Source organism: Paracidobacterium acidisoli (assembly GCF_003428625.2).
GTDB lineage: Bacteria > Acidobacteriota > Terriglobia > Terriglobales > Acidobacteriaceae > Paracidobacterium > Paracidobacterium acidisoli.
This window is the reverse complement of the sequence record NZ_QVQT02000001.1, coordinates 42,867-55,527: the sequence shown is the minus strand read 5'-3', so window position 1 is coordinate 55,527 and position 12,661 is coordinate 42,867. Positions and strand designations below refer to the sequence as shown.

The 12,661-nt window shown below is 61.4% G+C and carries 12 protein-coding genes; 4 read left to right on the top strand and 8 right to left on the bottom strand.

The genetic code is table 11. The features are described from left to right. Positions 1-39: 39 nt before the first annotated feature. Together D0Y96_RS00255 and D0Y96_RS00250 are read left to right on the top strand one after the other, a co-directional pair. Positions 40-528 (top strand): acyl-CoA thioesterase, encoded by a 489-nt coding sequence (locus tag D0Y96_RS00255; RefSeq protein WP_117297098.1) that lies wholly within the window; start codon positions 40-42, stop codon positions 526-528. Between the two features lie 125 nt (positions 529-653). Beyond that, complete coding sequence (locus tag D0Y96_RS00250; RefSeq protein WP_117297096.1) at positions 654-974, top strand: hypothetical protein; 321 nt, start codon at positions 654-656, stop codon at positions 972-974. Between the two features lie 88 nt (positions 975-1,062). On the opposite strand, the gene D0Y96_RS00245 is transcribed toward D0Y96_RS00250, so the two are convergent. The 6 genes from D0Y96_RS00245 to D0Y96_RS00220 all read right to left on the bottom strand — a co-directional run bounded on the left by D0Y96_RS00245 (position 1,063) and on the right by D0Y96_RS00220 (position 7,151). After that, a complete protein-coding gene (locus D0Y96_RS00245) occupies positions 1,063-1,494 on the bottom strand; it encodes a cobalamin B12-binding domain-containing protein (protein ID WP_117297094.1) in 432 nt (143 codons plus the stop codon). 150 nt (positions 1,495-1,644) lie between these two features. Further along, positions 1,645-2,637 carry a polyprenyl synthetase family protein gene (locus D0Y96_RS00240; RefSeq protein WP_117297092.1) on the bottom strand — a complete coding sequence of 331 codons (993 nt, stop codon included), beginning with the start codon at positions 2,635-2,637 and terminating at the stop codon, positions 1,645-1,647. Between the two features lie 28 nt (positions 2,638-2,665). Beyond that, the gene (locus tag D0Y96_RS00235; protein ID WP_117297090.1) at positions 2,666-3,166 is read right to left on the bottom strand and encodes a YajQ family cyclic di-GMP-binding protein; all 501 of its coding nucleotides are present in this window, start codon (positions 3,164-3,166) and stop codon (positions 2,666-2,668) included. A 60-nt stretch (positions 3,167-3,226) separates the two neighbouring features. Then, the gene (locus D0Y96_RS00230; RefSeq protein ID WP_117297088.1) at positions 3,227-4,045 is read right to left on the bottom strand and encodes a TatD family hydrolase; all 819 of its coding nucleotides are present in this window, start codon (positions 4,043-4,045) and stop codon (positions 3,227-3,229) included. Positions 4,046-4,262: 217 nt separating this feature from the next. Further along, positions 4,263-6,467 (bottom strand): methionine--tRNA ligase, encoded by a 2,205-nt coding sequence (metG, locus tag D0Y96_RS00225; protein WP_117297086.1) that lies wholly within the window; start codon positions 6,465-6,467, stop codon positions 4,263-4,265. A 168-nt stretch (positions 6,468-6,635) separates the two neighbouring features. Continuing rightward, complete coding sequence (locus tag D0Y96_RS00220) at positions 6,636-7,151, bottom strand: Uma2 family endonuclease (RefSeq protein ID WP_117297084.1); 516 nt, start codon at positions 7,149-7,151, stop codon at positions 6,636-6,638. A gap of 119 nt (positions 7,152-7,270) precedes the next feature. Here D0Y96_RS00220 and D0Y96_RS00215 point away from each other — a divergent pair, with 119 nt between their 5' ends. Continuing rightward, a complete protein-coding gene (locus D0Y96_RS00215) occupies positions 7,271-9,307 on the top strand; it encodes an arginine--tRNA ligase (RefSeq protein WP_117297082.1) in 2,037 nt (678 codons plus the stop codon). A 104-nt stretch (positions 9,308-9,411) separates the two neighbouring features. On the opposite strand, the gene D0Y96_RS00210 is transcribed toward D0Y96_RS00215, so the two are convergent. Beyond that, a complete protein-coding gene (locus D0Y96_RS00210) occupies positions 9,412-10,176 on the bottom strand; it encodes a Bax inhibitor-1/YccA family protein (protein WP_350448931.1) in 765 nt (254 codons plus the stop codon). Positions 10,177-10,370: 194 nt separating this feature from the next. On the opposite strand from D0Y96_RS00210, the gene D0Y96_RS00205 reads away from it, so the two are divergent. Next, positions 10,371-10,934, top strand: a complete 564-nt coding sequence (locus tag D0Y96_RS00205; protein WP_117297078.1) for a type 1 glutamine amidotransferase domain-containing protein — start codon at positions 10,371-10,373, stop codon at positions 10,932-10,934. A gap of 173 nt (positions 10,935-11,107) precedes the next feature. Here D0Y96_RS00205 and D0Y96_RS00200 read toward each other — a convergent pair whose 3' ends face one another. Further along, entirely contained in the window at positions 11,108-12,619 is a 1,512-nt protein-coding gene (locus tag D0Y96_RS00200) for a leucyl aminopeptidase (RefSeq protein ID WP_117297076.1), read from the bottom strand. Positions 12,620-12,661 lie beyond the last annotated feature (42 nt).

Here is a 12,661-nt window from a genome sequence, read left to right as displayed (position 1 = left end):
TTCTCTCTGAAATTCATACTCCGATTTAGACTCGAAGCCATGTCTGTTTCCACCGTCACGCTCCGCGTCCGCTATGCCGAAACCGATCAGATGGGCGTCGTCTATCACGCCAACTATTTCGTCTGGTGCGAGATCGGGCGTGTCGAGCTCCTCCGCAGCCTCGGCTTCGACTACAAACAGATGGAGATCGACGATGACTGCCATCTGCCCGTTGCCGAAGCGACCTGCCGCTATAAGTCTCCGGCACGGTATGACGATCAGATCGTGATTGAGACTCGCATCTCCGGCCTGCGCGGCTCGGTCGTCAAATTCGGTTATCGCCTGTTCTGCGCCGCCGGTGGCGGAGAGCCGCGTCTGCTGGCCGAAGCGGAAACCGTTCACGTCGTCGTCGACCGGGAGATGAGGAAGCGCCCGCTGCCGGAAAAATATCTCGCCGCGCTGCGTGCGGCGATGGAGCAGGGAATCGCCAATGGAGAAAAGCCCGCGGAGGCGCGGGAAATCTGCTCTTCTGCGAGCGAACGCCCCTGACCACAGGCAACAGCGCCGCGCTTCGGTTACCACTCTGCCACCCCTGTTTCCTGGCCGGCTATTCCCTAATTCGCGTTTACGAACGTATAGTGGTGGGCAGCATTGGATAGGTCTTCGGAGGAGAGATGAAAGGTCGTTCGGTCGTTCTGTCGGGTTCGTTGCTGGCGCTGGCTGTTTTGGTGATGACTGGATGCGAGACTGGCCGGACCATCAAGCTGCATTCGCCGCACCTGCTTATCTCCGACGTCACCACCGTTCCGGCGCCGCGCCAGCCCAATGCGCAGGACTCCGTTCGTATTCCTCTGGTTCCCGGATCGCCGACCGCGTCTCTCGAAAGCGGTATTCAGCCGATTCAGGACAGGAATGCCCGCCACAGCCTCGGCACCGAGGGCGGGAAATCAGCAGTGCCTCACACCAACTGGTCCAACGGCTTTATCCGCCAGTAAGACGGGATGCAGAGCCTGGAAAGGCTCTGCATCTTCCCGGAAGCCATGCCGTCTGCGGCTAATGGCTAATGGCTAATGGCTGTGTCACTCACAGTCTCACTCCGCGCGGCCTTACATGCTCGCGGATGAACCGGATCGTTGTTTCGAGCGGTGTGCCCGGCCCAAAGATCGCCGCCACGCCGTGTGAGCGCAGAAACTCCGCGTCCTGTACCGGAATCGTTCCTCCCAGCACCACCAGGATATCTTCGGCGCCCTGTTCCTTCAGCATGGCCGTAATGCGCGGAACGATGGTGTTGTGCGCGCCCGACAGGATGCTCAGCCCCACGCAGTCCACATCTTCCTGAATCGCCGCGCTTACAATCCTCTCCGGCGTCTGCCGCAGCCCCGTATAGATCACTTCCATGCCGGCATCGCGCAGCGCGCGGGCGATCACCTTTGCGCCGCGGTCATGGCCATCGAGACCTGGCTTGGCGACCAGTACGCGGATGGGAGCATTTCGAAGTGGATTCTGAGCGGTCATGCGCTTCCGGACGGATGAGAATAGCACAGCACCCGCAGCATCAGGAGTACTCCGGGATATGCACTACAACCCTGTCCATCCGGGAGCCGGTATACATCGCAGAGCTTCACGTCTGTGGCGATCTCGATGATGTTTTCGGACGGGGTCCGCTTACTTCTCGCGTGCCACCACAAAATCGGGCACCCACAGCAACGCCCGCTTGTAATCGGAGTCAGGCAGGTCGGCGATGGCCGACCGCGCCGCATCGGCACAGGCAAAGGCCTCGTTCATTGCAAACTCGACGGAGTGGTTGCGCCGCAGAATCGCCAGAATTTCGTCATGGGTCACGCGGCTGAAGTCCTGATCGGTGAGGACAGTGTGGATGGCGGCGCGCTCCGCTGCGGTGCTGCCGTTTTCGAGCGCGTGAATCACCGCCAGCGTGGCTTTGCCTTCGCGCAGATCGCTGGCCACCGGCTTGCCCAGTACTTCCTCTGAAGCCGTGAGGTCGAGCACGTCATCGACAATCTGGAACGCCATCCCGAGGTTGCGGCCATACTCACCCATCGCCTGCTCGCGGTCCTCGCTCGCGCCCGCCAGCACCGCGCCGATGCGCATCGAGACCTCAAACAGGCATGCCGTCTTGCGATAGATCAGATCGTTGTACTCGTCGGCCGAGATGGCCCGTCCCAGCCGCTCCATCTGCAGCAGCTCGCCCTCGACCATCTGCTGGGTCAGGCCGATCAGCAGATCGAGAATGCGGAAGTTGCGCGCCTCCAGCGCCACGCGAAAGGCCTGCATATAAAGCCAGTCGCCGGCCAGCACGCATTTGCTGTTGCCCCAGGTGGTATTGGCCGAGGGCCGTCCGCGCCGCGTGTCCGCCGCGTCGATAATATCGTCGTGCACCAGCGTGGCCGTGTGCACCATCTCGACCACCGCGCCCAGCCGGACCATGTCGTGTCCGCTGAATCCCAGACTGCGCGCCGAAAGCAGCAGCAGCAGCGGGCGAATGCGTTTGCCGCCGCCCTGGCGCAGATAGCAGGAGATCTCTGTGATGGCCTCGACAGAAGAGACGGCGTCGGCCCCGAACTCCCGCTCGATGGCCTCAAGGTCGTCGTGCAGCAGATCGAAGACTTCCTTCGCCGATGCTATTGCCAGTGTGCTCACTCTCGTCCGACTGCCCCCGCCTCTTCGTTCAATTCGACCGGTAATTCGTGAACTGCATGTCGATCCCGAGCTCCTGCTTCTTCAGCAGCGCGATGATCTCCTGTAGAGTATCGCGATCCTTGCTCGAAACACGAACCGTATCCCCCTGGATCGATCCCTGCGCCTTCTTCTTCGAGTCCTTGATGAGGCGGACAATCTCCTTCGCCTTCTCGCTCGGGATACCCTGCTGCAGCTCGATCTTCTGCCGCACGCTTGATCCCGATGCCGGCTCGATCTTCCCGTAGGTCAGCGCTTTGAGTGAGATGCCCCGCTTCACCAGCTTCTGCTGCAGGATTTCAGTCACCGCCTTCAGCTTGTACTCATCGGCCGACGCGAGCTGGATCTCCTTGTCGCCTTCGAGCTTGATCTCCGACTTCGAATCCTTGAGGTCGAAGCGCGCATGAACCTCCTTCAGCGCCTGATCGATCGCGTTCCGCGCCTCCTGCACATCCACTTTGCTGACAATATCAAAGGAACTGTCGCCTGCCATAAGAACGCCCTCTCTCTAGATTATCCGCTTCCGCCGCCCGCATCGCGCTTCTGTGAACTTTCAGGAGCCTTTCGGGATGCCGAAAAGGGAATAAAAATTTTCCGTGGTGCGCAAATCCACCTCTTCCGGAGCAACGCCCTTTACCTCGCCCACCTTCACCGCAACCTCTTTTACCCAGGCCGGCTCATTCCTTTTGCCGCGGTTGGGCACCGGAGCCAGAAACGGCGCATCGGTCTCGATCAGCATCCGCTCCAGCGGCAGCACCGCAGCCACATCGCGCAGCGGCTGCGCCTTCGGAAAGGTGATATTCCCGGCAAATGAGATCAGAAAGTCCATCTCCATCGCCTGCCGCGCATGCTCCACCGAGCCGCTGAAGCAGTGCAGAATGCCGCCGAGGCCGGTTCTGCGCCATTCGCCTTCGAGCATCAGCAAAGTATCGTCCCAGGCCTGCATGTTGCCTTCCTTTTGCCGGCAGTGAATGACGATCGGCTTTTTGTGCGCCGCGGCAATCTCCATCTGCTGCGAAAACACTGTCTTCTGCGTTTCCGGCGCAGGCTCTGCGTAGTAATAATCGATGCCGATCTCCCCGCAGGCGATCACCTCTGGCGCGGCCAGCAGCTCATCCAGCCTGGCGTATGCCGTCTCGTCGGCGCGATGCGCCTCATTGGGATGAATGCCGGCGCTCGCATACAGGCAGGGCATCCCGGGCCTGCCGGCGTATTGCCGCGCCAGATCGAGAGCCAGGTGCATCGTCTCCGGCCCTTCGCCGATGCCGATCGACAGCACCGCCTGCACACCGGCCTCATACGCGCGGGCAAGCAGGGCATCGCGATCCTCGTTGTAGCGGTCGCTGTCGAGATGTGCATGCGAATCGATCATCGGAGGAAAGAAAATCCAGTCTGCCGCAAAGACCGCTTTGTATCAGGGCACGACTTCAGTCGTGCCGCGAGTGCTGAACGTTCGTCCGGGCTTTAGCCCCTGACTATGCGAGGGTTGGAGCCGCCATCTTCTGTCCTCGCGCAGCGAGAGAATCCTGGTTCCACGACCAGCGGGAGTGATCACGCGAAGACCTTGCCCGGACGGCCAGTCCTACTTCCTACTTCAGTCTTGCCCCGATCTCGATATCTTCGAGGAACCCGGCCAGCACAGCCTTGCCACCTTCGACCGAGGCGGCGACCACCATGCCGTTCGACTCGTACCCGCGCAGCTTTCGCGGGGCGAGGTTGGCGACGATCACCACCTTGCGTCCGATCAGCGACTCCGGCGTGTACGCCTCTGCAATCCCGGCCAGAATCTGGCGCTGCTCATAGCCCAGATCCACTTCGAGGCGCAGCAGCTTATCCGCCTTCGGCACGCGCTCGGCCACCTTCACCTGCGCCACACGCAGCTCGACCTTTGCGAAGTCGTCGATGGTGATCCTGCCCTCCGCAGCAGGGACCGACGCTACGGGGGGTACAGCTCCGGCAGGCGCGGGCGTCGCCGGCGCAGTCAAGGGAGCTCTCTTTGGCGCACCTCCGAACGTATCCCGAATCGCATTTTCGAGCGCCGCCACCGCTGCGCCTTCGCTGGTCGATTCGGCCATCGCTACGGCAAGCCCGTCGATCATCGAATGCAGCCGCGAGATATGCTCCTGCGTGGGATTGACCACTTTGCCCGTCACCGGAGCGGAAGGCACGGCCGGAGCTCCGGCCACGGGCTGTGTCTCTTCTTCTGCCGGCTTCACTTCTGCCGGTACGTTGTTCTTCTGTTCCATCTCCTGCATACGTGCCACCGCATCCTTTTCTGCGCGGGGAAAGACCGGTCCCAGCTCACCGAGTTTCGTTCCCGGCTGCAGACCGCCCCACTGAATGTTTTTCAAATCCGCCGTGCGAACATCGCCCAGACCAAGCTGCGCCCACACTTTCGCCGCCGCGTCGGGAATCACCGGATAGACCAGTGCCGTAATCACACGGATGGCCTCCGCCGCCGTGTAAAGTACCGTTCCACGAAAGGCCTTTTGTTCCTCTTCTGAGATGCCTTCGGGCTGCTTCCACGGCGCGCTCGCCGTCAGATATCCATCGACAGCCCCAACCAGCGCCCAGGCGGTTTCAAGCGCCCGCGCAAAGTCCAGCGCTTCGAAGTGCTTCGCGAAGGCCGCGATCGCCTGCGGCGCCTCCGTCGCAATCGAATCGGCCTGCCCGGTGATCGCCTCCGGCACCACTCCGTCGAAGTAGCGCTGAATCATCGCCAGCGTGCGGCTCACCAGGTTGCCGTAGCCGTTGGCCAGATCGGCGTTGTACCGCTTTACCAGCGCATCGAAGGAGAAGTTGCCGTCCTGCCCGAAGACGATCTCGCGCAGCAGAAAATAGCGCAGCGCGTCGGCTCCGAGCACATCGAGAATCGTCTCCGCGCGCACAATATTGCCGCGCGACTTCGACATCTTGCCCTCTTCAAAGAGCAGCCATCCATGCCCGACGATGGTCTTCGGCAGCGCCAGTCCGGCCGCCATCAGAAATGCAGGCCAGTAGACACAGTGGAAGCGCGTGATCTCCTTGCCCACAATGTGCAGATCGGCCGGCCAGAACTTCTGAAACTTCGTATCGTCGTCGCTGCCCCAGCCGAGCGCCGAGATGTAATTCACCAGCGCATCCATCCACACGTAGATCACGTGCTTTTCATCGCCCGGAACGGGGATGCCCCACTTAAAGCTCGACCGGCTGATCGACAGATCCTTCAGTCCGCTCTTCACGAAGGAGATGACTTCGTTGCGCCGCCGCTCCGGCTGAATGAACTCCGGATGCTCCTCATAGAACGAGAGCAGAGTGCGCTCGAAGGCCGACAGCTTGAAGAAATAATTCTCCTCGCTCACCGTCTCGGTGATGCGCCCGCACTCCGGACACGGCGCGCCCGGTGGCACATCCACAAATGCCTCGTCCGAGACGCAGTACTGGCCGGTATAGGTGTCCCTGTAGATGAAGCCGCGCTCTTTCAGCAGCGTGAAGAACTTCTGCACGGCACGCGTGTGACGAGGCTCCGTCGTGCGGATGAAGTCGTCATAGGTCAGCCCCATCCGGTCCCACAGTGCCCGGAACTGCGCCGCGACCTGATCGGTGAACTCCTGCGGCGAGCATCCGGCCTTCTGCGCCGAGCGCTCGATCTTCTGTCCATGCTCGTCCGTGCCGGTCAGAAAATATGTGTCCACGCCCATCGAGCGTTTGCGCCGCGCAATGGCGTCGGCCACGATCGTGGTGTACGTGGTCCCGATATGCGGACGCGCATTGACGTAATAAATCGGCGTGGTGAGATAAAACTTGTCAGACATGAGATGGAAGGAACGCGTTGAATCCGCTCAGTTTCTGTTTTCGATTTTAACAGGCGGAAGAAACCTGGTTTGCGGGCAGAAGCCCCGGCCTTCAGCATGAGGGAGTATGAATCGGAAGGTGAAGGGGGACTTCAGCCCCGGGCCTTTTTACGGGATGTATCAATTACTTCAGTCGAGGTCTGCGATCAGCGCGCTCATCTCGATCTGCACCGGCGTGCCGGGAATGGTCAGAATTGCGGCGGCCTTCCACTCCTGAAAATGTGGCCCTTCACACTGATAGCCGGTCTGCGTCCGCGGATCGATCACCCACACCGCGCGCACGCCCATCTGGAAGTACTCCTCGATCTTGTCTTCCATCCTGCCGATCCTGTCTTCGGGAGAAAGAATCTCCACGCACAGCAGCGGCGCATGCGTGATGATCTGTTCCTCCGGGGCATCACGGTCAGTGGCCATCACGTCAGGAATGCGGAAGCGGGCCGATCGGGTCCGCATCCGCAGCGCGGGAAAAACGCGGATATTTGCGCTCTGCCGCCACTTGCTGAGCCAGACCATGAAAGCAACCTGCCATGTGACATAATTCCTCTCAGCCCAGCTCCATTCCACTACCTCGCCATCCACAAACTCGCGATCCGGGCTCCAGGTTTCGTGGAGATAGTAGTCGAGAGAAATCAGAGTGGTGCCCATCGGCTCGCCCCTTCCGGATGATTGATGATAGCCGCACCAGCCAGGCGGCCACAACAGAAACCTGCGCCATGCGCGCCTGCTAAAATCAGCTTTTCCATATATTTTACGGTGATTCCCGCGTGTATTCAGAACTACAGAAAAAGCTCGAAGAGCGTCTGCGCGCCGTGCTGCGCAGCCAGTATCAGATCGAACCTGAAAAGATTGTGATCGAGCAGCCGCCCGAGGTTGCCTTCGGCGAGTATGCGTTGCCTCTGGCCTTCGAGCTGGCCCGCAAACTGCGCAAAGCTCCGCGCAAAATTGCCGAAGAGATCGTCGCCGCGCTCGGTTCCGTCGAGGGGTTTATCGCCTTCGAGGTCGCCGGCGCCGGCTATATCAATGCCCGCCTCGACCGTGGGCTGGCCGCGCACACCGTCGCTGCCGGAGGCGAAGTCCCCGCGCCTGAGCAGCCCATCCACTCGCTCGTCGAGCACACCAGCATCAACCCCAACAAAGCTGCGCACGTCGGCCATCTACGCAACGCCATCCTGGGAGACACCTTCGTCCGCCTGCTGCGCGCCGCCGGGCAGAAGGTCGACGTGCAGAACTACATCGACAACACCGGCGTTCAGGTTGCCGATGTCGTCGTCGGTCTCATGCATCTCGAAGGCCTCACCCTCAGCAGCATCGAAGCCCTGATGCAGCGCCTCGCTGCCGAAGGCCGGCGCATCGACTACTACTGCTGGGACCTCTACGCGAAGACCTCGCAGTGGTACGAAGCCGATCCCGCGCAGAAAGAGGCGCGCCGCAAACTCCGCCTCGACACGCTGCACGCCATCGAGCATGGCGGCAACGAAACAGCAGAGATAGCCGAGATCATCTCGACAGCGGTGCTGCGCCGCCATGTTGAAACCATGTTGCGGCTCGGCATCGAGTACGATCTGCTGCCACGCGAGAGCGAGATTCTTCATCTGCACTTTTGGGACATGGCCTTCGAGCAGCTGAAAGACAAGGGCGTCCTCTACTTCGAGACCGAAGGCAAAAACAAGGGCTGCTGGGTCATGACGCGCCCCGGCGCTGTCCGCAACAGCGGTACTGACCGTACGGGCGAACCGCTCCGCGAGGAAAATGCCGAGAGCAGCGACGCGTCAGACGGCCCCGACGAAGACGCGAAGGTCATCGTCCGCTCCAACGGCACCGTCACCTACGTCGGCAAAGACATCGCCTACCATCTCTGGAAGTTTGGCCTCCTCGGCCGCGACTTCGCCTACCGCCGCTTCTTCGATTATCCGAACCACACCTGCTGGATCTCCGCTGCAACCGGCGAGCCCGGCCATCCCCACTTCGGCGGCGCTCAGGCCATCTACAACGTCATCGACTCACGCCAGTCCGATCCGCAGGCCAACGTCATCGAAGCCCTTCGCGGACTCGGCTATACCGATCAGGCCGCGCACTATACGCACTTCTCCTACGAGATGGTCGCGCTCACCCCGCGCTGCGCCCTCGAACTCGGCTACGAAGTCTCTGAAGAAGACCGCGCCCGCCCGTATATCGAGGTCTCCGGCCGCAAAGGCTTCGGCGTCAAGGCCGACGATCTCATCGACAAGCTCATCGCCGCCACCCGGTCCGAAGTCGACAGCCGCCATCCCGAGCTGGCCACAGCGGAGCGCGAAGCCATCGCCAAAGCCATCGCCGTGGGAGCTCTGCGCTACTTCATGCTCAGGTACACGCGCAACACAGTGATCGCCTTCGACTTCAAAGACGCGCTCAGCTTCGAGGGCGAGACCGGACCCTACCTCCAGTACGCGGTCGTCCGCACCCGCAGCATCTTCCGCAAGGCCGGCATCACGCCCGATGAGGCTCTGGCCGATGCCGCCTCCATCGATGCCGCGCCGTATCTCTCAGGGGAGGGAAGCGAAGGCATCTGGGAAGTCTGGCTGCGCGCCGCGAAGACCACGCTGCTGCTCGACCAGTGCATCCAGACCGCCGAGCCCGCGTATCTGGCGAAACACGCCTTCCAGCTTGCGCAGGACTTCAGCAACTTCTACCGCCGCCACCATATCCTTACCGAGGAAGACCCGGCGCGGAAGAAGCTGCTGTTGGCCACTGCCGCCGTCACCCAGCGCGAGCTGATCCGCTCGCTCTCCTGGCTCGGCATCGACGCTCCGGAAGCGATGTAAAAAAACCGCAGACAAAAGGGGAAGGGCCCACAAGCGGTGTGGACCCTTTCATCGTTATAAGTGCTTTTGCGGCGAAGCCGCGTCCGCCCGTGCGGCCAGCACGCCTAGTCTCTGCTTTTGAACTTCGACAGCAGGCGCAGCAGCTCGAGATACAGCCACACCAGCGTGACCATCAGGCCGAAGGCGCCGTACCACTCCATGTACTTCGGAGCGCCCATGCGCGCGCCCGTCTCGATAAAGTCGAAGTCCAGCACCAGGTTCAGCGCGGCGATGCCGACGATCACCAGGCTGATGCCGATTCCGATCGGCCCCGAGCCGTTGATCGTGGCGAACTGGATGTGGAAGAAGCTCAGCACCATTTCCAGAACGTAGAACAGCATAATGGCGCCCGTGGCCGCGATCACGCCGAGGCGAAACTTCTGCGTCACGCGGATCATGCCCGACTTGTACGCCATCAGCAGCACCAGCATCGTGCCGAAGGTCAGGCTCACCGCCTCAATCGCGATCCCTGGAAAGCGCACCTCGAAGACCGCTGAGATGCCGCCCAGCGCCAGTCCTTCCAGCAGCGCATAAATCGGAGCCGTAACCGGCGACCACTCTTTTTTGAACGTCGTCACCAGCGCGAAGACCAGACCGCCGATCGTGCCGATCCACAGCATCGGCACCACAACGGCAGCCGAATGCGACTGCATGAACAGGTGCCACGTCCACGCCGCCGTGGCCATGGCGCACAGCAGCAGAATGCCCGTCTTGTTCACCGTGCCCTGCAGCGTCATCGTCTCGCCCATCGAGCCGTATGTGGAGCCAGGCAACCCGCGAAACACCTTCTCGTTCAGCGCCGGGTTCGACGTTCTCATCAGTTGTGCCACTTCGTTCTCCTCAGGTGCCGCCGCTTATCTCTGTGCGCGGCAAATCCTTTGCTTCAGTGTACGACGGTGCCGGACATCCGTTCGGAAGCGGCACCTCCGCTCAAAAAAACCTCGCTGGCAACGCCATTCGCATTCGGCTCTTCTTACTAAACAGGCTCGACGTATCCGAGTTGAGCAGTAAACAAGGAGCCTGCATGAAGGAAAATCTCAAAGGAAAAAAGATCGCCATTCTTGCAACCGATGGATTTGAACAGGTAGAGCTCACCGAGCCAAAGAAAGCGCTCGAACACGCAGGAACCACGACTCACGTCATCTCTCCCAAAGAAGGGAAGATCAAAGGCTGGAAGTCCACCGACTGGGGCGACACCGTCAAAGTGGACAAAACACTCGATCAGGCCGGCGCGGAAGATTACGACATGCTCGTTCTGCCCGGCGGCGTCATGAATCCGGACCACCTTCGCATGGACCGAAAAGCCGTCGACTTCGTGAAGCGCTTCGCACAGTCCGGCAAACCGGTGGCCGCCATCTGTCACGGTCCATGGACGCTCATCGAGGCGGGCGTCGTGCGCGGCAAAACGATGACCTCATGGCCCTCTGTCCAGACCGATCTGAAAAATGCAGGAGCCCACTGGGTCGACAAAGCAGTAGCGGTCGACGGCCAGTTCATCACCAGCCGCAAGCCGGATGACATTCCTGCTTTCTGCGGCGCCATGATCGAGTTCCTCAGTCCTCCGGGCCAGCTTCGCGAGGCCTCGTAGCAACTTTCCCCCTCAACCCGTGTCTGTTTTCAATGTTCCGCATCAGCGGCTTGTTTGCTGATGCCAAAAGCAAAAGGCGCTTCCCCGGCGGGACGCGCCTTTCCGCTTTTTCGGAGCAGACTGCCGCAGAGGCCGTTGCTCTCGCCCCTCGTCTCATCACTGGCCGGGAACGGCTAATGGCTGTACTGCCGCACCCACTCCACAATGCTGCGCACGGCAATGCCGGTCGGTCCAGACGCCAGCCAGGGCTTTGCCTCATCCTGCCAGGCCACTCCGGCAATATCCAGATGTATCCAGGGCGTATCTTCGGCAAACTCCTTCAGAAACATCGCTGCCGTGATCGCGCCGCCCCAGCGTCCGCCGGTGTTTTTGATATCGGCAATCTGCGACCGGATCAGCTCGCGATACTCGTCCTCTACCGGAAGCCGCCAGAACCGCTCGCCGGAGACCTTCAGCCCCTCGGCAAATTTTTCGTAGGTCGCGTCGTCGTTCGAAAAGACGCCCGCATTGATCATCCCCAGCGCCACCACGCAGGCGCCGGTCAGCGTCGCTGCGTCAATCAGATGCGTCGCGCCCAGCTGCTTTGCATAGGCCAGGCCATCGGCCAGTACCATCCGCCCTTCGGCATCGGTGTTGATCACCTCGATCGACTTGCCCGACATGGCGATCTCCACATCGCCCGGCTTGTATGCCTTGCCTGACGGCATATTCTCCGCCGAGCAGACCACGCCGATCACCTTCACTGCCGGTCTGAGCTGCGCAATCGCCTGCATGGCGCCGATCATCGCCGCCGCGCCGGCCATGTCGTACTTCATCTTCTCCATGCTGTCGGCCGGCTTGATGGAGATGCCGCCGGTATCGAAGGTAATGCCTTTGCCCACCAGTCCCAGTACCGGACCATCCTTCGCCGCACCACCCGCCGGCTCCCAGGTCATCACGATCAGCGCCGGCGGCTCATCCGAGCCCTGAGCTACTGCCTGGAAAGCTCCCATCTTCAGCTCGATCAGCTTTTCCGTGCTGTAGACCTCGCACTTCAGCCCCTGCTCGCCGCACATCGCGGCGGCGCGCCGGCCCAGAATCGTCGGCGTCAGGCGGTTGCCGGGCTCGTTCACCAGCGAACGCGTAAAGTTCTGCGCCCCGCCGAGAATCAGCCCTTCGCTGAAGCCGGATTCGGAAGCCGCACGGTCAAAGCCCTCCGGCGCAATCACTTTCACCGTCTGCACGCCGCGGTCTTTGCGATCGGAGCGGTAAGTATCCGTGTCCACGTCGGCCAGCGTGATGCCTTCCGTCAGCGCGCGCAGCGTCCACTGCGACGGCAGCTTATCCGACTCCGGCGCAGCGATGGCCAGCTCACGAATACCGCGCGGCTTTACGAAGCGCACCGCCGTTCCGGCGCCTTTACGCGCCTCCTGCGGGCTCAGTTTCGCTACCTTTCCCAGCCCCACCAGCAGCAGCCGCTTCGCCTTCAGCCCCGCGGGAGCATGCAGCAGCAGCGTCTCATTCGCCTCGGCCCGGAACTCACCGCCGGCCAGAACGCTCTGCGCCGCGGCGGAGATGGCAACATCGCCGGTCAGCAGCCGAATCTCCGGCTTCGCGTCTTTGCCGGACGCGGTGTCGGCCGCGAAGACCGCCAGCAGCTCGGTTTCCACGGAGGAAGAGGAGGTAAAAAGGAGTTCGGTATTCATCCCTGTCAGCTTACAACGTCTGCTTTGGATGAAACATGCCAT